The following is a 21,285-nucleotide window of genomic DNA, read 5'->3' as shown; positions in this document are numbered from 1 at the left end:
TCGTTCAACGCCGCGCGACCATCAGCGCTCGACGATCGCCACCACGCCCATGCCGCCGGCGGTGCAGATCGAGACCAGCGCGCGGCCACCGCCACGCTCGGCCAGCTGCTTGGCCGCCGTGGCGATCACGCGGGCGCCGGTGGCGGCGAACGGATGGCCAGTGGCCAGCGAGGAACCCAGCGGATTGATCCTGGCCGGGTCGATCTTGCCCAGCGGCGCATCCAGGCCGAGGCGATTGCGGCAGTAGTCTTCGCTTTCCCAGGCGCGCAGCGTGCACAGCACCTGGGCGGCGAACGCCTCGTGGATCTCGTAGATGTCGAAATCCTGCAGGGTCAGGCCGTTGCGCTTGAGCATCTCCGGCACGGCGATGGTCGGCGCCATCAGCAGGCCTTCGCCATGCACGAAATCAACGGCCGCCACCTGCGAATCCCGCAGGTACGCCAGCGGCTCATGGCCATGCGCACGCGCCCATTCTTCACTGGCCAGCAGCACCGCCGAGGCGCCATCGGTGAGCGGGGTGGAGTTGGCGGCGGTCAGCGTGCCGCGGCCGGAGACCTTGTCGAAGGCCGGCTTCAGCGTGGCCAGCTTTTCCAGCGAGGTATCGGCGCGCAGGATGTTGTCGCGCTCCACGCCGCGGAACGGCGCGATCAGATCGGTGAAGAACCCGCGCTCATAGGCGGCGGCCAGCTTCTTGTGCGAGGACACCGCCCACTCGTCCTGCGAGTCGCGGGAGATGTTCCATTCCTTGGCCATGTCTTCGCAGTGGTCGCCCATGCTCTTGCCGGTGCGCGGCTCGGCCACGCCCGGGAATTCCGGCTTGAGTTCGCTCAGCTTGAAGCCGCGGGTCAGCGCCCTGAGCTTGTCGCCGGTGCTCTTGGCGCGGTTGGCCGCCAGCAGGCGCGCGCGCAGTTTCTTGCCGTAGACGATCGGCACATCGGAGGTGGTGTCCGAGCCGCCGCCGATGCCCGAATCGATCTGGCCCAGCGCGATCTTGTTGGCCACCGCGATGATCGTATCCAGCGAGGTGCCGCAGGCGCGCTGCATGGTGATGCCCGGGGTCAGCGGGGACAGGCCCGAGGACAGCGTCGCCTCGCGGCCCAGGTTCCAGTCGCTGGAATGCTTGATCACCGCGCCCATCGCCACTTCGCCCAGCTGCTGGCCGTGCAGGCCGAAGCGCTCGACCAGCGCACCGAGTGTGCGCACCGACATACCGAGATTGCCGACGTCCGAATAAGCCGTGTTCTGGCGACAGAACGGAATGCGGACGCCGCCGAGGATGGCGACGGGACGGGCGTTGGGCATGGAGATACCTGGCATGGGAGGGGTGTCTGCAACATGGCCTGCACGAAGGAGCAGGCATAATGGGGCCAAGTGTAGCTGCCGCCCTGTGATGGGCCAACCGTGAAACCATGAGCAAACCCGACCACGGCATGAATGCCATTGGCGTACTGGCATTGGAACTGGCCGGCGGCGACGCCCCGCGCCATGCCGCGCTGTCCTCCGAACAGGCTGGTGAACTGGCCGAACGCGTCGGCCGCGATCTGGCCAAGCTGGTGCCCGGCGTCAGCGGGCTGGACTTCGTGTTCGCCGGCGCCCATTTCGATCCCGCTGAGATCCTGCGTCCGGGCTGGCCGGTGCACCGGCGCCTGGAAGAGCTGCAGATGCGCGCCCCGGGCCGCAACCAGGGCCCGCGCGTGCTGGCCTTTGGTGCCGGCGCCGACGGCGAGGTGCCGCTGCCGTTCCAGGCCGATGCCAGCCTCACCGGCGGCGGCCTGCGGGTGGTGCCGTTCCTGCTGACCGGCACCGAAGTGGCGCAGACGCAGGCCGTCGCCGAAGCGCTGGAAGAAGTGCTGCTTGCCCAGGGCATGGCGCAGGCCGACACCGCGCTGCAGGCGCAGAACGCCTTCGGCGCGCAGATCGAGCACGCCCGCTATTTCACGGTGAATGACCTCGCCGCGATGATGTCGATGCAGTACGACAACCAGGGCCTGGCGATTCTGTGGCCGCTGATCGAAACCGCGTTGATGGCCCCGCACGTGGAAGAGTGGCTCGACGCCGCGCCGGAGCCGCTGCTTCGATACGCTGACGGCGAAGTGCGTATGGCGCTGTTCGATCCGGCGGGATGGTGTGCGTATTACAACCACGGCACCGGCGACTGCGATCGCCTGCAGGGCATCTACGACCAGTACCTGATCCGCCAGCGGCAGATGGCCGCCGTGCTCGAAGCGCACGGCCTGCCGGTGCTGTTCGTGCATTGCGAGGCCGGGCAGGACGCGCGCGAACTGCTGGCGCGCTAAAAAAAACGCCGGCGAATGCCGGCGTTTTTCGTCAACCACGGCCCGGATTACGGGGCCGCTTTGATCACCGCGCACGCCAGGCGTGCACCGGCATTGCCGGTCGGCTGGGTCTTGTAGTCATCCGCGTCGGCATGGACGATCAGGCCGCGGCCGATGATGTCGAAATCATCGCCCTTGCCGATGTTCACGTTGGTCGAGACCGGAGCGTCGACCACGGCATTGCCCTGGGCGTCGGCCTTGATGTTCGGCATGTCGCCGCCGTGGTGCGGTGCGGTGGCAACGCTGCCGTGGTCTTCCTTGCCCGGGTTGAAGTGGCCACCGGCGCTGGCGCCGTCCGGCGCACTGCAGTCGCCCTTCTCATGGATGTGGAAGCCATGCTCGCTGTTCGGCTTCAGGCCGCTGACCTGGCCTTTCACGTGGACCTTGCCGTCGACGACGCTGAAGGTCACGTTGCCTTTGACGTCATTGCCCTGGGTGGCAGCAAGCTCGGCACTGGCGGTGTGGTCGGCATGGGCTTCGCTGGTCATTGCCGGCGGTGCCTCGGGGGTCGCTTCAGCGGTCGGCTGGGCCGCGGTGGCTTCGGCCGCCGGGGTGGCTTCCGGCGTGGTGTCGGCCGGCTTGTTGCAGGCGGTCAGGCCGAGCGCGGCAATGGCGGCGAACAGCGTGGTGTGGATCAGGCGCATGTGGATCTCCTTGCGGGTAGCGTTGGAAGAAACGACGTCGTGGAGCGGCGCGATCAGCGCACGACCCGGATGACGCCGCAGGCAATTCGGGCGCCGGCGTTGCCGGCCGGCTGGCTGCGGTAATCGTCGGCGTTGGCATGCACGATCAGGGCACGTCCGGCGATATCGGTGGCTGCGCCGCCGCCAAGGGTAACTGCTGGCAGGCGGATGTCGACGTTGACGCGGCCCTGCGCATCGGCGCGCAGGTTGTCCATGTCACCGGCATGATGCGCACCGGCACTGTTGCGGCCGTGCGGTTGGCCGGCAGGATTGAAATGCGCACCGGCGCTGCTGGCATCCACTGCACTGCAGTCGCCGCGCTCATGGATGTGGAACCCGGCCACCTGCAGCGGCTGCAGACCACCGATGACACCGGTGATGTGCACGCCACGGGCATCTGGGACCAGCGCCAAGCGCCCACTGACCAGACTGGCCGACGCCGGCGACAGGTTCGCCTCGGCCATCTGCGCGGTGCTGACCACCGGTACGACGGGGGCGACGGGGCGCGGCGGCGGTGTGCTGCCGCAGGCGGCCAGACCGACCGCGATCACCGCAGCGAAGACGACATGGGAACTGCGCATGGGAAAGACTCCTTGGTTGCAAACTAACCGTGTGGTCGTCCACAGGCCATGAAAGCGGCCCGGACATGGCGCACACGCGGTGTGGACATGCGGTTCATCCGCCGCGGCGGCGGCCGGCGCCGAGCTTGCGGGTGAGGGTGTTGCGGCCCATGCCCAGCCGCGCGGCGGCCTCGGCACGGCGGCCGTGGGTGATCTGCAGGGCCGCTTCAAGCAGCGCCTGATCAACGCGATCGCGCACCTGCGCGTGCAGGCCTTCGGCACCCTCCGCCAGCCGCTGGCGCGCCCATGCCGAGAGCAGCGTTTCCCACTGCCCCGGATCGCCGGCGCTGCGCGAGCGCGGTGCACCGGCACCCCGATGCAGTGCGCTGTCCACGTCGGCCACGCCGATGTTGTCGGCCGCCGCCAGCGCCGCCATGCGCCAGCACACGTTCTCCAGTTCACGCACGTTGCCAGGCCAGTCGTGCTCGCGCAGCGCCTGCAGCGCAGCAGCTGTCAGCCGCTTGGGCGGCGTATCGAGTTTGTGTGCGGCCGCGGCCAGGAAGGTCTCGGCCAGCTGCGCGACATCGTCGCGGCGCTCACGCAGCGGCGGCAACCGCAACCGCACCACATCCAGCCGGTGCAGCAGATCGGCGCGGAAGCGCCCCTGCGCCACCAGCGTTTCCAGGTCCTGGTGAGTCGCGGCGATCACCCGTACATCCACGCGGATCAGCTCGCGCCCCCCCACGCGGAAGAACTCACCTTCAGCCAGAACGCGCAGCAGACGCGTCTGCAGCGGCAATGGCATGTCGCCGATTTCATCCAGGAACAGCGTGCCGCCATTGGCCTGCTCGAAGCGGCCGATATGGCGACGCTGCGCACCGGTGAACGCGCCCGCCTCATGGCCGAACAGTTCGCTTTCCAGCAGCTCGGAGGGAATCGCCGCGGTATTGAGCGCGACGAACGGCCCCTGCACGCGCGGCGACTCGTGGTGCAGCGCATGCGCGACCAGTTCCTTGCCGGTGCCGGTTTCGCCGTTGATCAGCACCGACAGCGGTGCCTGCGCCAAGCGCCCGATGGCGCGGAACAGCGCGCGCATCGCCGGCGTATCGCCGACCAGCTGCGGGCGCTGATCTGGCGGCGTTGCGCTGGCGGCCTCGCTCGGCTCGGCCAGGGTGACATCCGGCGCGGGCAGCACCCGCTGCGCCAGCGCGACGGCGTCATCCAGATCGAACGGCTTGGACAGGAATTCCTGCGCACCGCCGCGGAAGGCACCGGCCGTGCTCGCCACATCGGTATAGGCCGACATCACGATCACCGGCAGCTGCGGATGCGCTGCCTTGAGCTTGTCCAGCAGTACCAGCCCGTCATCGCCGGGCATGCGGACATCGGTGAACAGCAGATCCGGCGGCGGCTGCTCGGCCAACGTCGCCAAGGCGGCCGCCGCACCGTCGAACCCGTCGACACGGTAGCCGGCCTCGCGCAGCGCGGTGCACAGCACGAAGCGCACCGCGCGGTCATCGTCGACCACCCAGACGCGCTGGGCGGTGGTGTCGACCTGGTCAGCCATGGGCGGCAGTGTCCTCGGCGGGGGTGCCCTGCCCGATCGGCAGCAGCACGGTGAATACGGTATGGCCCGGGCGCGAGCGGTAGGTCAGGGTACCGCGGTGTTCGCGCGCGACCTGCTGGGCCAGCGCCAGGCCCAGCCCGGTGCCTTCGGCGCGGCCGCTGACCAGCGGCAGGAACAGATGCTCGGCCAGGTCTTCGGGCACGCCACGGCCGTCATCGGCGATTTCCAGCCGCAGCGCCAGCGGATGCAGTTGATCGGTGATGCGCACGCCGTGCTCCACGCGCGTGCGCAGGGTGACGGTGCCCGCACCGGCCTGGATCGCATTGCGGACCAGGTTCCACACGGCCTGGGTGAGCCGGTCCGCATCGCCATCGAATTCGGGAATGCTGGGGTCGTAATCGCGCTGTATCCGCACCGCCCAGCCGCCCTCGCTCTCGGCCAGGCGCAGCACGCGCTCCAGCGAGGCATGAATGTTGAGCGGCGCATGCGGCGCGGCCGGCGCGGGCGACAGCAGTTGCTCGAGCAGGCCGTTCAGGCGCTCGATCTCCGAGCCGATCAGCTCGATCAGTTCACGCTCATCCGGATCGCGCTGCGCGTTGCGGCGCGCCAGCAGCTGGGCCGCGCCCTTCAACCCGGCCAGCGGATTGCGCAGCTCATGCGCCAAGCCCTTGAGCGCGGCACTGAGTGCGCTGGGCAACGCCTGGGTGGGGTCCAACCCCGGGAATTCATCAACCGGATGCGCCTCCAGCAGCCAGCCGCCCTCGTCCCAGCGGCTCAGCCACCCCTCGGCAAAGCGCGGCGCATCGCCCGGCAGCGCCAGGGCCAGCCGGTGCAGGCGCAGGGTGTCGCGCTCATCGCGGGCCAAGAAGTGGGCCAAGGCATCGCCCTGCGCCTCCAGCGACGCCAGCGGCTGGCCCAGCAGGCGGCGCACGCTCACGCCCAGCCAGCGGGCGAAGGCGGGATTGCAGCCCACCACACGGCCGCTGGCGTCGGCCCAGGCGACCGGGGTGCCGAGGGCGTCGAGGGCGGGGGGCAGGAGCGCGGTGGTCATTGCACCAATGTAGTGCAAAACGGCAGGCCTGTTGATCCCGGTTTTCTGCCTCGCTCATGGACGCTTTGGCAAAGTCAGTGCTGTAGGCACCAACTATGGCGAATCGCATGAGTACGAACTATGCCGAACTGTAGTTTCAGGGTGGGTTCCCAGATTCGACAGTTCAGGGAACTGCGGAACCAGATGAGAGCGTACGCCTGTTTGGCCAGCCAAGAACGCATTCGTGAGAATGAAGCGTTAAGAGTAGCGGGCCATCTTAGGTGCCGAAGGCTAGCGCCCTTGCTCAGGCCCTCAGATTGCCTCGGTTGCCGCTTCCGCAGCCTCGAGGCACTATCTAGTGGCGGCTGGCTTGGCTGCATGGAAGGCGCTCAGGGGGAGCGAAGATATGCGCTTGGAAGCAATCAGCATTACCAACTTTCGTTGCTATGGGGATGAGATCCGGGTCGAACTGGACGACTTGACTACTTTTGTCGGCCGGAATGACATCGGCAAGTCAGCGATTCTGGAAGCGCTGGAAATATTCTTCAACGCAGACGTGGTGGCCATGGAGCAGGGAGATGCTCATGTTCACAGCGTAGACAAGACCGTTTCGATCACGTGTGAGTTCTCGGAGCTTCCGCCAACACTGACGTTAGACGCGGGGGCAGATACCACGTTGGCCGATGAGTATCTTTTGACCTTGGAAGGCCGGCTGAAAATTCGTAAAACCTACGACTGCACCAGCAAGAAGCCATCCGCAGAAGTGCTGGTGCTTGCGTTTCACCCCACTGCGGCCAATTACGACAACCTGCTGGAATTGAAGGAGAAGGAGCTCCAGAAGAGGGTGAAAGATCTTGGCTTGGCGGTTGCATTGAAGGGCAACCCTGGCATGCGCCGCGCACTTTGGGCGGCCGCTGGCGACCTCAAGCTTCAAGAGGTCGCAATCGCGGTCGGCAAGTCCAAGGAGGACGTCAAACGTATCTGGGACCAGATTGAGCCTCACTTGCCGATGTTCGCTCTCTTCCAAAGTGATCGGAGCAGTCGGGACTCGGACAGCGAGGTCCAAAGCCCGATGAAGGCAGCCGTCGCTGCTGCCATTGCAGAGGTCCAAGATGACATTGCTCGAATCCAAACAAAGGTTCGCGAGAAGGCCGAAGAGATTGCGAAGAACACGCACAGTGCTTTGACCACGATCGATCCCAACCTTGCCAGCGAACTTACACCAGAGTTCAGCCCTCCCACCGCCGCCAAGTGGCAGGGACTGTTTTCGCTCGGCTTGAGCACCGACGGTGGCATACCGTTGAACAAGCGAGGCAGCGGCGTCAGGCGGCTTGTGCTGGTGAGCTTCTTCAAAGCCGAAGCGGAGCGACGGCTCAAAACCAGCACCAAGCGCAGCATCATCTACGCGATCGAGGAGCCAGAGACGGCTCAGCACCCCAGCAACCAACGGATTCTCATCGACTCCTTCAAGGTGTTGTCAGAAGACCCCGGCTGTCAGGTCATATTGACCACTCACAGTCCCGGATTTGCCTCGGCGCTACCCCAGCAGAGCATTCGTTACATCTCTCGCCACTCTGACACGAAAAAGCCGCAGGTTGAGTCGGGGGTCGACGTGTTCGGTAAGGTGGCTGAAGCATTGGGCGTAACGCCTGACAGCCGGGTCCAGGTACTAGTGTGCGTCGAAGGTCCAACCGATGTACTGGCCTTGAAAGCCCTTTCCAAAGCGCTCCACGAGGTCGACTCCAACCTGCCAGATCTTTCATCCGATGAGCGACTTGCATTTGTTGTCCTAGGCGGTGGAACGCTGGAGCACTGGGTCAATCACCACTACCTGCGGGGCCTAGGCAAGCAGGAGGTGCACATCTACGACGGCGATGTCCCGGCATATGCCCTAAGCGCGCAGCAGGTCAATGACCGTGGGGACGGGTCATGGGCTGTCGTCACAACCAAGCATGAGATTGAGAGCTACTTGCACAAGGACGCCATTGCGCTCGCGTTCGGATTTGAGATTGAAGTCACTGATCACCCCATGGCGGGCAAAGCTGTTCCAAAGGTCTTCGGGGAAGCTTTTGTCGCCCACGCTGGCGTAGGCAGTCCGCTTAAAGACTCCAACGCCAAGAGAAAGTTGGCTCAGCATGCGTTCCCTTGCATGACAGCAGCCATGTTGGAAGAGCGTGATCCCGATGGCGAAGTTCATGGTTGGATGCGTCGGCTAGGCGAGATGTTGGCTTAAATGCCCCTTTGGGTCGGAAACTGGCCTTCGTTACCCCCGATAAGAGTCCGTAGATCCAGAATTGGATATCTGCTCCCCAAGCCTAAGCTTTGGCAAATGCCCCCTTCCGGCCAGAAGCGGACATCAGGTTCCGCTGCCGAACCGCTCCTGACCGGCCTGGCGGCGTCATCACGCCATCGTCCAACCCGCCACGGCAGCCAGCAACACGACCAGTGCAGTCGGAGCACGCACAACGACAAGTAGCCCAAACGCAACCAACGCCATCGCGACATCCCATCGGTCATGGATCGCGCTCGTCCACACCGGGTCATACAACGCCGCCAACAGGATGCCGACCACCCCGGCATTGACGCCTGCAATCGAAGCTTGGAGATCCTTGCGGGGGCGCAGAGACTCCCAGAACGGCAGCACCCCCACGAGCACAAGAAGGGCTGGCAGGAAAATGACCACCAACAGCGCAAGGCCGCCTGCCCAGCCACCCAGCGGCCCCTCGGCCATAGCCCCCAGGTACGCTGCAAAGGAGAAGAGAGGGCCCGGCACCGCCTGCGCCGCGCCGTACCCGGCGAGGAGGTCCGCCGTGCTCACGGTGCCGCTCTGGACGACCGCGGTCTGCAGCAGCGGCAGCACGACATGGCCGCCGCCGAAGACCAAGGCGCCAGCGCGGTACACACCCTCCAACAGCGCGGCCAAGGGGGAGCCGCTAGCCACCGCCCACAAGGGCAGCAGAACAAGCGGCAGGACCAGTAGCACTAGTGTCACCGCGCCGGTTCTTCGCGAGACGGAATAGCCGCGGTCTGATTGGCCGGACGCCGGTTCGATATTCAGTATCCAGCGACCGAGCAGTCCGCTGGCGATGATCACCACGATCTGGCCGGCGATCGAGGGCATGGACAAGGTCAACACAGCCGCAAAGACCGCCATCGCTGCCCGTAAACGATCCGGGCACAGGGATCGGGCCATTCCCCATACTGCTTGGGCCACCACAGCAACTGCCACGATCTTCAGGCCATGCAGCCAGCCGGATTCAATGATGGCCTGGTATTTGGCAACGCCCGAAGCGAAGAGGATCATCAGCACGGCCGACTGCAGCGTAAAGCCGGCCCAAGCGGCCAACAGGCCAGGCCAGCCGGCGCGACGCAAGCCCAGCGCCATGCCTACCTGGCTGCTGGCCGGGCCTGGCAGTAACTGACACAGGGCCACCAGATCGGAGTAGCTACAGTCCGTCAGCCAACGGCGGCGTTCGACGAACTCGAGACGGAAGTAGCTCAGGCGGGCGATTGGACCTCCAAACGACGTGAGCCCCAGTCGCAGGAACACCAGGAAGACGCGCCATGCGCTGTCGCTTGTCGTGGGATTCAGCGCCGACATGGGGCATGACCTCCTGTGGTTCTCAGCGGTGGCGAGCCAAGCCTGGCATTGGGATCACGGCGTCGAGCTTCCCGGGTGCCCGGTCACCAACTCTCCATCTTCCTTTCGGAAAGGCCCGGGCAGCGGCGGCAGGATCTCCAGTACCACTTCCGAAGGCCGACACAGACGAGTACCCCTATCGGTCTGTACGAAAGGACGATTGATGAGTATCGGGTGCGCCAGCATCGCATCAAGCAGCGCTTCCTCGCTCAGTGCTGCGTCGCCTAGCCCGAGTTCGTCATACGGCGTTCCCTTCTGCCGGATGGCATCGCGCACGCTCAATCCCGCCGCCGCAATGAGATCGACCAGGCGCGCACGGCTGGGTGGGTTGGCCAGGTAGTCGATCACTTCCGGCTCGATCCCGGCAAAGCGGATCAGCGCTAGGGCATTGCGCGAGGTGCCGCACTTTGGGTTGTGATAGATGACAGCGCTCACGCACTTTCCTTCTGGTTCAAAACGGTCTCCACCACGCCTGCGGCAGCGGCCAGCGCTGCTGCCTCGACGGCCCCCTTGCGCTCGCTGTAGCGGTCCACCAGGTAGTCACTACGCCCGCGCACCAGCAGGGTGAACTTGACCAGTTCCTCCATCACGTCCACCACGCGATCGTAGTACACCGAAGGCTTCATTCGACCGTCGTCATCGAACTCCTACCAGGCTTTGGCCACCGAGGACTGGTTGGGAATTGTCACCATCCCCATCCACCGGCCGAGCACGCGCAGCGCGTTGACCACGTTGAACGACTGGGAACCGCCGCAGACCTGCATCACGGCCAACGTACGGCCCTGGGTGGGGCGAACGCTGCCCTCTTCGGGCGGCAGCCAGTCGATCTGGTTCTTGAATACCGCCGTAAGGGTGCCGTGGCGTTCCGGGCTGACCCACACATGTCCTTCCGACCACAGCGAGGCCTGGCGCAGCTCCTGCACCTTGGGGTGGCTGGCTGGCACCGAGTCAAGCATCGGCAGATCATGTGGATCGAACAAGCGGGTTTCCGCCCCAAACTGCTCCAGCAGCCGCTGCGCCTCCAGCGCCAGCTTGCGACTGAACGACTGCGGCCGCAGCGACCCGTACAGGATAAGGATGCGTGGCCGGTGTGGCTGCGCGGCCGGATCGTTGAGCTTGGCGGCCGTGGGAATGTCCATGGCACCCGGTACCACGTTGGGGATCTGCTGCACAGGGCGGGCACCTTTCGGTGCCCGCTTCGCTCATTCAATGACTCGACGACAGCGCGGCGCCTGGCGTACGGTGCTTTCCCAGGCGATCAACCAAGGTCTCACTTGCATCGTTGAGACCGAACACTTCAACGGTCGCGCCGTGCTCGCGCAGCTTCATCACTACCCTGTCGAGCGCATCAACGGCGGTCAGGTCCCAGAAGTGGGCGTCCTTCAGATCGATTTTGACGTTCTTGGGGACATCCAGATAGTTGAAGCTGCTCACGAACTGTCCGGCAGACGCAAAGAACACCTGCCCCCTCACAACGTAGACGCGCGAGTCGATGTCGACCTGGGTGTCGTCGATGCTCAGCATCTTTCCGACCTTGCGGGTGAAGAACACGGCCGACAGGACCACGCCTGTCAACACGCCCTTGGCAAGGTCGTGGGTAGCCACGGTCACGATGACCGTCCCAACCATCACAATTGAAGAGCTCTTGGGATGAACGGCCAGCTCGCGCAGCGAGCGCCAGCTGAAGGTTCCGATGCTGACCATGATCATCACCGCGACCAGTGCGGCCATTGGAATCTGACTTACCAGGTTTGACCCATAAACAACGAGGAGGAGCAGAACCACGCCGGCCACCAGGCAGGAGAGACGGCCTCGGCCACCGGAAGTGATGTTGATCACCGACTGGCCGATCATTGCACAGCCTGCCATGCCCCCAAAGAAGCCCGTTACGGTGTTAGCCAAGCCTTGGCCCGCACATTCGCGATTCTTCTGGCTCGGGGTATCGGTCATGTCTTCGACGATCTGCGCGGTCATCAGCGATTCCAACAAGCCAACGACCGCCAAAGTCGCCGAAACCGGCAGCAGGATCTGGAGTGTTTCCCAGGTGAATGGCACGTCCGGAATCAGGAACGACGGCAGGCTGTCAGGCAGCGCCCCCATGTCGCCTACGGTGCGTACCTGGAAGCCGAAATACATGGAAGCGGCCGTAAGAACCACGATCGCCACCAATGCCGAAGGAACGGCTTTGGTCAGCAGCGGCAGCAGGTAGATGATTGCCAGACCCACAGCACAGATCGCATACACCATCCACGGCATGCCGATGAGCTCGGGAAGCTGCGCCATGAAAATGAGAATCGCCAGTGCATTCACAAATCCGGTCACCACCGAGCGCGACACAAAGCGCATCAGCGAGCCCAACCGCAGGGCGCCGGCCAGCATCTGCAGCACGCCGGCCAGGATGGTGGCGGCAAACAGATACTGGATGCCGTGCTCGCGCACCAGCGTAACCATCACCAACGCCATGGCGCCGGTCGCAGCCGAGATCATGCCAGGGCGGCCACCGGCGATGGCGGTGATGACGGCGATGCAGAACGAGGCATACAAACCTACCTTTGGGTCGACGCCGGCGATGATGGAAAACGCGATTGCCTCAGGAATCAGGGCTAGCGCAACGACGATGCCCGACAGCAGGTCACCACGGATGTTACCGAGCCATTGCTGGCGCAGGGGATAAATTGCAGACATAGGAAATGATCTCCGCGCACAGCCGTGCGCGCCAAACTAAAGAAACAGGCACCCTTCCAGACCTAAGTGTCTGGATCGCTTCTTCAATCAAGCCTCAGGGTGGAGTCATCGCTAGCCGATCCGTTAGGTATTTGACGGTCTATTGTAGGCCGGCATAGCGCCTGAGGGGAAATCCGGCATTGCGGTCGCCTCGGTGCATTCTCAATGGGTAGCTTCCCAGATCCCAAGATCATTTCGCAGGCGAGGTCGACAAGCTGGTAGGCAGTTGATCAGACTGAATTGAGCTCTGACCGAATCGCCAAAGAACAGGTGGACATTCGCCACGGGTCCTATGTCCCGCTATCGGCCATAAGCAGACATCCACCCCATCCCTGATAAACATCCCTAGACCGCAGCAGACCTCGAGCCTGCTGCGGTCAATTGGTTTTGGGGCAGACTACGCCAATGGCCTAAATTCCCCTAGGTCAGTGAGTCTAGCTCGTCCCTTCTAGGACGCCTTAGGCCACTTCAAGTTGATGCATCGTCCGCACAGAAAATCCCATGCATCGCGCCCAGCAGTGCTGCAACGCGCGGGTCTGCCATGCGGTAGATGATCGACCGCGATTCCCGCCGGGTCGCTACAAGCTTTCGTTGGCGGAGTTCGGCCAGTTGCTGGGAGAGCGCCGGCTGTCGAATGCCAGTTGCGTCCTCAAGTCCGCCCACCGTCATTTCACCTTGCGCGAGCTGGCATAGCAGCAACAGGCGCGAGGGGGTGGCCATGAAGCGCAGCAACTCGGCCACTTCGGGCACGCGCTCCTTCATCGTGGCTAGGTCAGACGGGCTGAATGGGGGGCTGGTCACAGGCAATGGCAACTTGGGCGGCTGAGGTGATGCGAACACCATGGGTGGCCCGTCCAATCTAGCATGCTTCAATAGTTGCACATATTAGGTAACTATGTAATTCTCAGGCCACGAAGCCTCCTGGAGCCAGTCATGATCCCATCCGTAGAGACAGACGCCCCCCTGGAGCAGGCTGTGCGCCTAGTCAGCGATGCGCGTGCCGGCCTGCTTCCCTCGCCTTCCGTGAAGACGTTCTTTGATCCTGCTACGTTTACTGCCAGCCACGTCGTACGCGATCCAACTTCTTCAGCGTGCGCCGTCATCGACAGCGTCCTGGACTTCGACATGGCCGCAGGCCGCACGTCCACTTCCTCCGCATCGGCGTTGGTGGACTACGTGCGTGCCGAGCGCCTGCAGGTGCAATGGTTGCTGGAAACCCACGCGCATGCCGACCACCTGTCCGCGGCTCCATGGCTGCAGGAGCAGGTGGGAGGCGCGCTGGCTATTGGCGAACACATCACCGCAGTCCAAGAAACCTTCGGCAAGGTCTTCAATGCCGGTACTGCATTCAAGCGGGATGGCAGCCAGTTCGATCGCCTGTTCGCCGACGGTGCCTCCTTCCGAATCGGTAATCTGCAGGCTATGTCGCTGCACGTGCCAGGCCACACTCCCGCTTGTCTGGCGTACGTGATCGGCGACGCCGTGTTTCCTGGAGATACGCTGTTCATGCCGGACTACGGCACCGCCCGATGCGACTTTCCAGGTGGTTCGGCTCGCCAGTTGTATCGCTCGATCCAGCGCCTGCTGTCCCTACCCGACGCCACCCGCGTATTCCTGTGCCATGACTACAAAGCCACCGGCCGGGACCATTTCGCATGGGAAACAACCATCGGTGCCGAAAGGACAACAAACATGCATGTGCACGAGGGCGTGAGCGAAGCCATGTTTGTGGAACTGCGGGAGGCTCGTGATGCCACGCTTCCGATGCCACGGCTGATCCTGCCGTCAGTGCAGGTCAACATGTGCGCCGGCCATCTGCCCGAACCCGAGGACAACGGCGTGCGCTACCTCAAGCTGCCGGTGGACCTGCTATGACGCTCTCTCATTTGGCCTGGTACTGGCCGCTCGCTGGCGGTGCCATGATCGGAACAGCGGCCGGTGCCTATCTGGTCCTTCTCGGCCGCGTTGCCGGCATCTCGGGTCTGCTTGCCAAGACACTGGGCATGCCGGGTGACGGCGGACGCGGGAGTGCAGCCCTGTTCATGGCAGGACTTGCCCTGGCGTCAGGCTTGGCATTGGCGGCCAGGCCCATACTATTGCCGGCGCTCTCCGCAAACGGAGCAGTGGTATTGGTGATTGCCGGACTGCTGGTGGGTTACGGAACTCGCCTTGGCGCTGGCTGTACCAGTGGGCACGGTGTCTGCGGCCTGGGCCGGGCATCGCCTCGGTCGGCGATGGCTACCTGCGTGTTCATGCTCATGGGCATGGCCACGGCGACCCTAGTACCGATTGTGGCGGGAGGCACGGCATGACCCGTCTCGCCGCGTTCCTGTGCGGCGCACTCTTCGGACTGGGACTGGTCGTATCCGATATGGCCAACCCAGCCCGCGTGCTTGCTTTCCTTAATGTGAGCGACGCCTGGGACCCTTCTCTGGCGCTGGTCATGCTGGGCGCACTGATCCCATCCAGCGCAGCCTACTTGTGGATACGCGCCCGCAGAACGCCGCTGCTTGCCGCATCGCTGCACATTCCCACCCATCGCATCATCGATCGGCGCCTTGTGATCGGTGCGGCGATATTCGGCCTGGGATGGGGACTGGCCGGAGTGTGTCCCGGCCCTGCCATCGCGTTGCTGGGAACCGGCCAGCCCTTCGCGATCATCTTCACCACGGCAATGATCGCAGGCGTGATCCTGCATGGCCTCATTCATCGCCCCACTGCAACTACGGGACAACCATGAACCTCAAGCCACTCTCTGCCTACCTCAAGGTATCCGGTCAGCTCCTGCCAGAGGATATTGAAGCTCTGAAGGAGCAGGGCTTTGGGAGCGTGATCTGCAATCGGCCCGACGACGAACAGCCGGAGCAGCCCAGTCACCATGCGCTGCAGGCTGCCTGCCAACAGGCGGGCATGCAATTTGCCTATCTTCCGGTAGTGCCTGGTGTCATTACCGATGATCAGGTGCATACCTTTGCCAAGTTGATCGACGCGCTGCCACGCCCTATTGCCGCGTATTGCAGAACCGGCACCCGCGCTGCGATGCTTTGGGCGCTGTCGGAAGTCGTTCACAACGGAGCGGCGTTTGCCCACGTCCTGTCTGTTGCCTCGGACGCAGGCTACGACCTTTCCTCCATCGCAACACGGCTGCAGCAAGGTCCGGCGTCCGCCGACTGACATATGGAAACGCTATCTATGCTGCAGTGGGTGCTGGGCGGCCTGTCTGGCGTCCTGGTCGGCTTCGTCCTCGGCGTGGTTGGCGGAGGCGGATCCATCCTGGCGGTACCACTGATGCTCTACGTGGTCGGAGTGGAAGATCCGCATGTGGCTATCGGTACCAGCGCCCTGGCAGTGGCGGTCAACGCGGTGTCGAATCTGGTGATACATGCCCGTAGAGGGAATGTTCGTTGGCCCTGTGCCTCGGTCTTCGCCCTGGCGGGGATCGCGGGCGCCTACCTGGGTTCCAGCTTGGGCAAGGCGTTCGACGGCAACAGGCTGTTGGCGCTGTTTGCTGTGGTCATGGTCATTGTCGGCATCGCCATGCTTCGCAGGCGCAACACGCTTGGCTTCGCGGACGCTCGGCTCGGCAGACGCAATGCACCCGCACTGATTGGGCTGGGCGCCACTGCCGGTGGGCTTTCTGGCTTCTTTGGCATTGGCGGAGGTTTCCTCATCGTGCCCGCACTTGTGGCCGCGACGGGAATGCCGATCATTGCCGCAGTCGGAAGCTCGCTCCTCGCCGTCGCCGCATTCGGCATGACCACCGCACTGAACTACGCGCATGCAGGCCTGATCAACTGGAAGCTCGCGGCAGTGTTCGTCGTTGCCGGGATGGCTGGCGGTACTGCAGGAGCAGCAATTTCGACGAAGCTTGCCAGCTATCGTGGAGCTCTGAACACGGTATTTGCAGTACTGATCTTCATTACTGCCGCATACATGCTGTGGAAGGTGAGCTGACCGTATGTGTTCCAGACCACAGCCGAGTACTGATAGCCAGCGCAGCGCTTCAAAGGCATTGATAGGAAGATACTACGAACGTTGGTCCACATCTTCCAGAGTCAAATAAGATACGACGGCTCGAAGCGCCTTGCGATCAGCTTCGAAATCCATGCCCAATAGGCCGCGCTCCAACGCAATGCGGGCATGCGCCTGTGATGCGACTCTTGTCGCTTCATTCGAGGACCCTGCCAACGCTACGAAGGCCTTCTGCAGCCGGATGTTGACCTCCAGCGAGCCGGCGGCATCCCTGGAGATTGGTGTGAATGCATCCTCGAACATGTCGCGGACATCGAGGCACTGCACGTGCACACGCGGATAGAGCACTTCACACGTCGCAGCGTCCCCGGTGTGGCTGGCCCATGCACAGAGCAGCCTGACACAGGTCCCGATGACGTCGATGCAGGTGCCAGGGTCGTTCACCGCAGGTGACATGGCTCGCTGGGCAATTTCCGCAAGCACGACCAGCCCGAACCGTGGGTCATTCTCGATGGAGCGCGCGTCACTGAAGGAGATGGCTGAGATCACTTCACTCTGCACGTCCGGAAGTGGATTCCCTTCAATGGCTATCAAGGGACGGGCTGGGGTCGCGAACGTACCCGGCTGGCAGAGCAGATGAACTCGCAGATCATGTTCTTGTGCAATGCCGTCAATCCGGGCGACGTCCACATGTTCAACGTAGGCAATTTGATCGCCAACCAGCAGTATCGCCCCCTTCCCTACCGGGACCGCACTGGCTCCGCCGAGCCGAGGCTCCTCGGCGCGGCGCTTCATTGCTGCTTTGGTCGCCCGCTCCACCAGATCGATGGTTTCGCCAACGCGGCCAAAGCGTGAGAACTGCTCGATAGCCCGGAGCAACGTCACTGTGATGACGATGATGACCGCGATGGTTGCCCCGAACAAGACAAGCCGGCCGCTGTCTCCGTAGATGCCGGTGCTGAGCGCGATGAGGCCGACGATCGAGAACAGGAAGGCACCAATGAAGGTGGCCAGCGCACCTTGGGCCCGGGCGTCTTCGATCAGCAGGCGGGCCGCGCGCGGGGTGGCGCTGCTGGATGCGGAGCCGTATGCCGAGACCATGGTGGACAGCGAGAAGGTGGTGACCGTCAGCATTGACGCGGCAAGTATGCCAAGGATGTTGCCGACGGAATCTGCGCCGATCCGTGCGGCAAGGCCAACGGGAATGAGGAACTTCAGGAACGCGCCGGCCAACGCCGTGATGATGCCTAGGGCGCCATACAGGGTCGAACGGAACCACATCCGCTTGGTAACTTTGCTGGCTGCGAGCCTCAGTCGGCTGAGCATGGGCTACTTCCTGAGCAGTTCGACCATCAATAGCACGGTCGGGTGCCGAGGCCACGTCAAAGGCAGGGTCATGCCCGGCCCAAGGCAGATGCCGCCCCTCCGGGCGGCATCTGTGTACGGATTCTACGAGCGCACCTTGTCCAGGAACTGACGGTGGCGTTCGTACTGATCGAGCACATCGTGGATGAGCTGAACCTTGGTCCACCCCATGACGTCGTAGTCCTGCCCGCCCTCCCGCAGATAGACCTCCGCACGGTAATGACGGGTGCCCTCGCTGACCGGCCGACGGGGATCCTGCAGGGCGAACGTCGGCGGCTCATAGGGCTGGGGCCGTACGGAGTAGAAGAAGTCCATCTCCTCGCCATGGCCAACCTGTAGCCACGCACGACCATCCTCTCCCTTGGAGACCTGGACCGGCAGATCCTGCTTGCGAAGCTCAGCGGCAACCTCTTCCAATGCAGGAATGACGCGCTGCTCGATGAAGCCGGTCACCTCGATCTTCAACGGGTTGTGCGCCAGCAGGCGCAGGCGCGCCCGCCAATCCTCGCTGGTACCCGGTAGGATACGTGCCTCGCGCAGGATCGAGCGCTTGGTGGCATCCAGATGCATGGCCTTCAGCAGTCCCCAGCACATCAGGATCATGACGATCGTAAATGGCAACGCGCTGGCAATGGTGGCAGCCTGCAACGATTCCAGCCCGCCAGCCACCAGCAATGCAATCGCCAGGCCGCCGACCAGCAGCGCCCAGAAGATCCGCTGCCAGACCGGCGATTCCTGCTCACCCTTCGAGGTGAGCATGTCGATTACCAGGGCACCGGAGTCCGCTGAGGTTACGAAGAACAGCGCAACCAGGATGACCGCCAGCGAAGAGGTCAGCATGGTCAGCGGCAGGTGCTCCAGGAACTCGAAGAGCGCCATCGAGCTGTCGGTTGAGACCGCCTGCACCAACTGCTGTATGCCCTCCGCCCGCACCATGTGCAACGCGGTGTTGCCGTAGATGGTCATCCACAGGAATGTGAAGCCAAGCGGTACGAGCAGCACCCCCACCACGAACTCACGGACGGTGCGTCCACGTGAGATGCGCGCGATGAACATGCCAACGAAGGGCGACCACGCAATCCACCAGCCCCAGTAGAACAGCGTCCAGCCACCCAGCCAACCAGTGGGTTCGTAGGCATAAAGGTTGAAGGTCATCGAGAACAGCTGGGAAACGTACATGCCGGTGTTCTGCACCAGCGCCTGCATCAGGTGAACGGTGGGTCCACAGACCAGCACGAAGGCCAGCAGCGCCGCCGCCAGGATCATGTTGAGCTCGGACAACCTGCGTACGCCGCTGTCCAGGCCAGCCACGACCGATCCGGTGGCCACCAGTGTGATGACGGTGATCAAGCCAACCTGGGCGAGCGTACTGACCTCCAGGCCGAACAGGTAGTTCAGGCCGGCGTTGATCTGCATGACGCCCAGCCCCAGCGAGGTGGCAAGGCCGAAGATGGTACCCAGCGCGGCAAACGTGTCTACGGCATGTCCCAACGGGCCGTGGATACGGTCGCCGATGAGCGGATACAGCGCGGAGCGGACACGCAGCGGGAGATTGTGTCGGTACGCAAAGTACGCCAGCGACAGCGCCACCACAGCGTAGATCGCCCATGCGTGGATGCCCCAGTGGAAGAACGTGATGCGCATCGCCTGGCGGGCAGCGGCGGCCGACTCGGGCGAACCAACCGGCGGCGTGGCGTAGTGCATGATGGGCTCGGCAACGCCGAAGAACATCAGACCGATGCCCATGCCGGCAGCGAACAACATGGCGAACCAGGAGCCGTAGCTGTAGTCCGGCGTACTGTGGTCAGGGCCGAGCTTGATGCGGCCGTAACTGCTGATGGCGACGCCGACAACGAAGACCAGGAAGCCGGCTACTGCAAGGATGGTGAACCAACCTGCATCATTGGCTGCCCATGACTTGGCCGCGGTGAACCACCGCGTGGCCATTTCGGGCGCGAAGGCGGCAAGCGCGAGCAGCGCGATGACGATGGCTGCCGTGGGAATGAACACCTGCGGAAGGATCCGCTGGCGAACGGGGGGATGTTGCGGAGCCGTGCTCTGCATGGATACCTCCGTGTTATTGGGTGGAAGAACCTGCGGCTTGCGCGAGGCCGATCAGAAGTAGAAGCCGATATTGAGGTTCAGCCGCGAATGCCAGCTGGAAGGGCCTCCTTCGTCGATGCCGATACCATCACCACCAGCAAACCACATGTTGCGGCCAGCGATCCAGTCGACATAGGTGAGCATGATGCCTTTCTGCAGGCTGCAACCGGTCACGTTCTGCCACGAATCACGAAGGCCCGCGCGGTGCCCGACCGGGCGGGTCATGCTGAGGTTGTTATAGCAGGTGATGTCATCCAGCCAGCCCTTCTGGCCGAACGAATAGGCGATGTTGGCGCTTGGCACATCCGCCTGCGCTGCAACCTGGAAGGGGGATTGGAACGCCGACATTGCGATGCGATCTCCGGGCACGTCATACCGGTACCGCGCCCACTGCAGCTGCGCGGTCCAACCATCGCGCTGCCACTGTGCATGGAGGGCAGCGCCCTGATGACCGTAGTGACGCCGTGTCTGAGTGTTCTGCACCTTGCCAGCAAACGCTGATGCGCCCAGCAACAGTTCGCCGCCGCCCCAGTCGCGCGCGCTCTCCACGCGTGCATGCAGTCGTTGCCGCTCGCGATACGGCAACGCCTCGGTCTGCGCGACATCAAAGGAGTAGCGATCGTAGCGAGCCCCGGACCCGTATTCGTCTCCGGAGAACCAGCCAAGATGCCAGGTTGTGCTGCCGCTGCGGTGAATCACTACAAGGCCCGGATCGTAATCATCCTCGACGCCCAGGTAGTAGCCGGAGCCGAACCAGAAACTCTGCGAAACGGTAGGGAGCAGCCCGAACGGGACTTGCTGGATACCTGCCTTCAGCTGGGTAACATCGGAGAACTGCCAGCCCGCGTACGCGTGATGCACGGCGTCGAAACCATCGTACCAGCGGTACTGGGCAGAGAAGGAAAACGGTCCGGATCCAGCGTCAAGGTCTGCGCGCAGCAGTTCAAGCTGCAGGCGGCTGGTCGGCCCGTAGTCGAGCCAGCCATAGTTGAACCTGACGGCGCCTCCTGGATCAAAGTAAGGATCTCTATGGAGGTTATCCTCAGAAGCATCTGCAGCCAGCGAAGTTCCCGCCAACGCGGCAGCGACAATGAAGGGAATTGATCTCACGGTTATGCGCCTTGCCTCCCTGATCTGCTACGGAAAGCACTTGAGTCTAACGTCGATTGATCCAATGCCTCAAACTGGCGATCTCAAAGAACTCTTGGCGACGCCACAGCAATCACTCACGGCGCGTCTTTAGTCCTCAGTTCCATATGCCACGTAAAAATCATGTGTAGTGAGAAAGTAGCTAACACGATCCAC

At 63.4% G+C, this 21,285-nt stretch carries 19 protein-coding genes and 1 pseudogene; 7 read left to right on the top strand and 13 right to left on the bottom strand.

Annotated elements, in window-relative coordinates; translation table 11 throughout:
- Positions 1 to 21: 21 nt before the first annotated feature.
- Positions 22 to 1,317 carry an acetyl-CoA C-acetyltransferase gene (locus tag ACTT2I_RS18815; RefSeq protein ID WP_088434825.1) on the bottom strand — a complete coding sequence of 432 codons (1,296 nt, stop codon included), beginning with the start codon at positions 1,315 to 1,317 and terminating at the stop codon, positions 22 to 24.
- A 92-nt stretch (positions 1,318 to 1,409) separates the two neighbouring features.
- Here ACTT2I_RS18815 and ACTT2I_RS18810 point away from each other — a divergent pair, with 92 nt between their 5' ends.
- Complete coding sequence (locus ACTT2I_RS18810) at positions 1,410 to 2,297, top strand: hypothetical protein (protein WP_293980983.1); 888 nt, start codon at positions 1,410 to 1,412, stop codon at positions 2,295 to 2,297.
- Positions 2,298 to 2,344: 47 nt separating this feature from the next.
- On the opposite strand, the gene ACTT2I_RS18805 is transcribed toward ACTT2I_RS18810, so the two are convergent.
- From ACTT2I_RS18805 to ACTT2I_RS18790, 4 genes are all read right to left on the bottom strand, one after another.
- A complete protein-coding gene (locus ACTT2I_RS18805; RefSeq protein WP_293980981.1) occupies positions 2,345 to 2,980 on the bottom strand; it encodes a superoxide dismutase family protein in 636 nt (211 codons plus the stop codon).
- A gap of 53 nt (positions 2,981 to 3,033) precedes the next feature.
- Positions 3,034 to 3,600: a superoxide dismutase family protein gene (locus ACTT2I_RS18800; RefSeq protein WP_421100079.1), complete on the bottom strand. Its 567-nt coding sequence runs from the start codon at positions 3,598 to 3,600 to the stop codon at positions 3,034 to 3,036.
- Positions 3,601 to 3,694: 94 nt separating this feature from the next.
- On the bottom strand, positions 3,695 to 5,146 hold the full coding sequence (ntrC, locus tag ACTT2I_RS18795; protein ID WP_421100078.1) for a nitrogen regulation protein NR(I): 1,452 nt from the start codon (positions 5,144 to 5,146) through the stop codon (positions 3,695 to 3,697).
- Complete coding sequence (locus ACTT2I_RS18790) at positions 5,139 to 6,197, bottom strand: two-component system sensor histidine kinase NtrB (RefSeq protein ID WP_293980974.1); 1,059 nt, start codon at positions 6,195 to 6,197, stop codon at positions 5,139 to 5,141. The genes ntrC and ACTT2I_RS18790 overlap by 8 nt, the downstream gene beginning before the upstream one ends.
- A gap of 385 nt (positions 6,198 to 6,582) precedes the next feature.
- Between ACTT2I_RS18790 and ACTT2I_RS18785 the strand changes: the two genes are divergently transcribed.
- Positions 6,583 to 8,409, top strand: coding sequence for an ATP-binding protein (locus tag ACTT2I_RS18785; protein WP_111105525.1), 1,827 nt, complete (start codon positions 6,583 to 6,585; stop codon positions 8,407 to 8,409).
- Positions 8,410 to 8,577: 168 nt separating this feature from the next.
- Here the strand turns inward: ACTT2I_RS18785 and chrA are convergent, their stop codons facing one another.
- From chrA to ACTT2I_RS18760, 5 genes and pseudogenes are all read right to left on the bottom strand, one after another.
- Positions 8,578 to 9,777 carry a chromate efflux transporter gene (gene chrA, locus ACTT2I_RS18780; protein ID WP_049441726.1) on the bottom strand — a complete coding sequence of 400 codons (1,200 nt, stop codon included), beginning with the start codon at positions 9,775 to 9,777 and terminating at the stop codon, positions 8,578 to 8,580.
- Between the two features lie 54 nt (positions 9,778 to 9,831).
- Positions 9,832 to 10,251 (bottom strand): arsenate reductase (glutaredoxin), encoded by a 420-nt coding sequence (gene arsC / locus ACTT2I_RS18775; protein WP_049441725.1) that lies wholly within the window; start codon positions 10,249 to 10,251, stop codon positions 9,832 to 9,834.
- Positions 10,248 to 10,955 (bottom strand): annotated as a pseudogene (arsH, locus tag ACTT2I_RS18770) (arsenical resistance protein ArsH). Before arsH ends, arsC begins: the two are co-directional and overlap by 4 nt.
- Positions 10,956 to 11,022: 67 nt before the next feature.
- Positions 11,023 to 12,501: a SulP family inorganic anion transporter gene (locus tag ACTT2I_RS18765; protein WP_049441724.1), complete on the bottom strand. Its 1,479-nt coding sequence runs from the start codon at positions 12,499 to 12,501 to the stop codon at positions 11,023 to 11,025.
- Between the two features lie 507 nt (positions 12,502 to 13,008).
- Positions 13,009 to 13,302: an ArsR/SmtB family transcription factor gene (locus ACTT2I_RS18760; RefSeq protein WP_049441866.1), complete on the bottom strand. Its 294-nt coding sequence runs from the start codon at positions 13,300 to 13,302 to the stop codon at positions 13,009 to 13,011.
- Positions 13,303 to 13,473: 171 nt separating this feature from the next.
- On the opposite strand from ACTT2I_RS18760, the gene ACTT2I_RS18755 reads away from it, so the two are divergent.
- From ACTT2I_RS18755 to ACTT2I_RS18735, 5 genes are read left to right on the top strand one after another with little or no spacing between them, the layout of a single operon-like run.
- A complete protein-coding gene (locus ACTT2I_RS18755; RefSeq protein ID WP_239683842.1) occupies positions 13,474 to 14,415 on the top strand; it encodes an MBL fold metallo-hydrolase in 942 nt (313 codons plus the stop codon).
- Positions 14,412 to 14,852: a YeeE/YedE family protein gene (locus tag ACTT2I_RS18750; RefSeq protein WP_080355804.1), complete on the top strand. Its 441-nt coding sequence runs from the start codon at positions 14,412 to 14,414 to the stop codon at positions 14,850 to 14,852. Before ACTT2I_RS18755 ends, ACTT2I_RS18750 begins: the two co-directional genes overlap by 4 nt.
- Positions 14,849 to 15,280, top strand: a complete 432-nt coding sequence (locus ACTT2I_RS18745) for a YeeE/YedE family protein (protein ID WP_049441722.1) — start codon at positions 14,849 to 14,851, stop codon at positions 15,278 to 15,280. Before ACTT2I_RS18750 ends, ACTT2I_RS18745 begins: the two co-directional genes overlap by 4 nt.
- On the top strand, positions 15,277 to 15,714 hold the full coding sequence (locus ACTT2I_RS18740; protein WP_049441720.1) for a TIGR01244 family sulfur transferase: 438 nt from the start codon (positions 15,277 to 15,279) through the stop codon (positions 15,712 to 15,714). The genes ACTT2I_RS18745 and ACTT2I_RS18740 overlap by 4 nt, the downstream gene beginning before the upstream one ends.
- An 18-nt stretch (positions 15,715 to 15,732) precedes the next feature.
- Positions 15,733 to 16,494 (top strand): sulfite exporter TauE/SafE family protein, encoded by a 762-nt coding sequence (locus tag ACTT2I_RS18735; RefSeq protein WP_049441719.1) that lies wholly within the window; start codon positions 15,733 to 15,735, stop codon positions 16,492 to 16,494.
- Between the two features lie 72 nt (positions 16,495 to 16,566).
- Here ACTT2I_RS18735 and ACTT2I_RS18730 read toward each other — a convergent pair whose 3' ends face one another.
- The 3 genes from ACTT2I_RS18730 to ACTT2I_RS18720 all read right to left on the bottom strand — a co-directional run bounded on the left by ACTT2I_RS18730 (position 16,567) and on the right by ACTT2I_RS18720 (position 21,090).
- Entirely contained in the window at positions 16,567 to 17,838 is a 1,272-nt protein-coding gene (locus ACTT2I_RS18730; RefSeq protein ID WP_049441718.1) for a DUF2254 domain-containing protein, read from the bottom strand.
- 123 nt (positions 17,839 to 17,961) lie between these two features.
- Positions 17,962 to 19,941, bottom strand: a complete 1,980-nt coding sequence (locus ACTT2I_RS18725; RefSeq protein WP_049441717.1) for a BCCT family transporter — start codon at positions 19,939 to 19,941, stop codon at positions 17,962 to 17,964.
- 51 nt (positions 19,942 to 19,992) lie between these two features.
- Positions 19,993 to 21,090, bottom strand: coding sequence for a hypothetical protein (locus tag ACTT2I_RS18720; protein WP_049441715.1), 1,098 nt, complete (start codon positions 21,088 to 21,090; stop codon positions 19,993 to 19,995).
- Between the last annotated feature and the right edge of the window lie 195 nt (positions 21,091 to 21,285).

This window comes from Stenotrophomonas sp. PUT21 (genome assembly GCF_052232875.1).
In the GTDB taxonomy this organism is placed as follows: Bacteria; Pseudomonadota; Gammaproteobacteria; order Xanthomonadales; family Xanthomonadaceae; genus Stenotrophomonas; species Stenotrophomonas maltophilia_N.
The sequence above is the reverse complement of the archived record's forward strand: the minus strand, read 5'-3'. Positions and strand labels throughout refer to the sequence as shown.

Bases quoted from the DNA above. Each gene is read 5' to 3' on its own strand.
- ACTT2I_RS18815 (WP_088434825.1), bottom strand. From the start codon at position 1,317: ATGCCAGGTATCTCCATGCCCAACGCCCGTCCCGTCGCCATCCTCGGC.
- ACTT2I_RS18810 (WP_293980983.1), top strand. From the start codon at position 1,410: ATGAGCAAACCCGACCACGGCATGAATGCCATTGGCGTACTGGCATTG.
- ACTT2I_RS18805 (WP_293980981.1), bottom strand. From the start codon at position 2,980: ATGCGCCTGATCCACACCACGCTGTTCGCCGCCATTGCCGCGCTCGGC.
- ACTT2I_RS18800 (WP_421100079.1), bottom strand. From the start codon at position 3,600: ATGCGCAGTTCCCATGTCGTCTTCGCTGCGGTGATCGCGGTCGGTCTG.
- ntrC (WP_421100078.1), bottom strand. From the start codon at position 5,146: ATGGCTGACCAGGTCGACACCACCGCCCAGCGCGTCTGGGTGGTCGAC.
- ACTT2I_RS18790 (WP_293980974.1), bottom strand. From the start codon at position 6,197: ATGACCACCGCGCTCCTGCCCCCCGCCCTCGACGCCCTCGGCACCCCG.
- ACTT2I_RS18785 (WP_111105525.1), top strand. From the start codon at position 6,583: ATGCGCTTGGAAGCAATCAGCATTACCAACTTTCGTTGCTATGGGGAT.
- chrA (WP_049441726.1), bottom strand. From the start codon at position 9,777: ATGTCGGCGCTGAATCCCACGACAAGCGACAGCGCATGGCGCGTCTTC.
- ACTT2I_RS18765 (WP_049441724.1), bottom strand. From the start codon at position 12,501: ATGTCTGCAATTTATCCCCTGCGCCAGCAATGGCTCGGTAACATCCGT.
- ACTT2I_RS18760 (WP_049441866.1), bottom strand. From the start codon at position 13,302: ATGAAGGAGCGCGTGCCCGAAGTGGCCGAGTTGCTGCGCTTCATGGCC.
- ACTT2I_RS18755 (WP_239683842.1), top strand. From the start codon at position 13,474: ATGATCCCATCCGTAGAGACAGACGCCCCCCTGGAGCAGGCTGTGCGC.
- ACTT2I_RS18750 (WP_080355804.1), top strand. From the start codon at position 14,412: ATGACGCTCTCTCATTTGGCCTGGTACTGGCCGCTCGCTGGCGGTGCC.
- ACTT2I_RS18745 (WP_049441722.1), top strand. From the start codon at position 14,849: ATGACCCGTCTCGCCGCGTTCCTGTGCGGCGCACTCTTCGGACTGGGA.
- ACTT2I_RS18740 (WP_049441720.1), top strand. From the start codon at position 15,277: ATGAACCTCAAGCCACTCTCTGCCTACCTCAAGGTATCCGGTCAGCTC.
- ACTT2I_RS18735 (WP_049441719.1), top strand. From the start codon at position 15,733: ATGCTGCAGTGGGTGCTGGGCGGCCTGTCTGGCGTCCTGGTCGGCTTC.
- ACTT2I_RS18730 (WP_049441718.1), bottom strand. From the start codon at position 17,838: ATGCTCAGCCGACTGAGGCTCGCAGCCAGCAAAGTTACCAAGCGGATG.
- ACTT2I_RS18725 (WP_049441717.1), bottom strand. From the start codon at position 19,941: ATGCAGAGCACGGCTCCGCAACATCCCCCCGTTCGCCAGCGGATCCTT.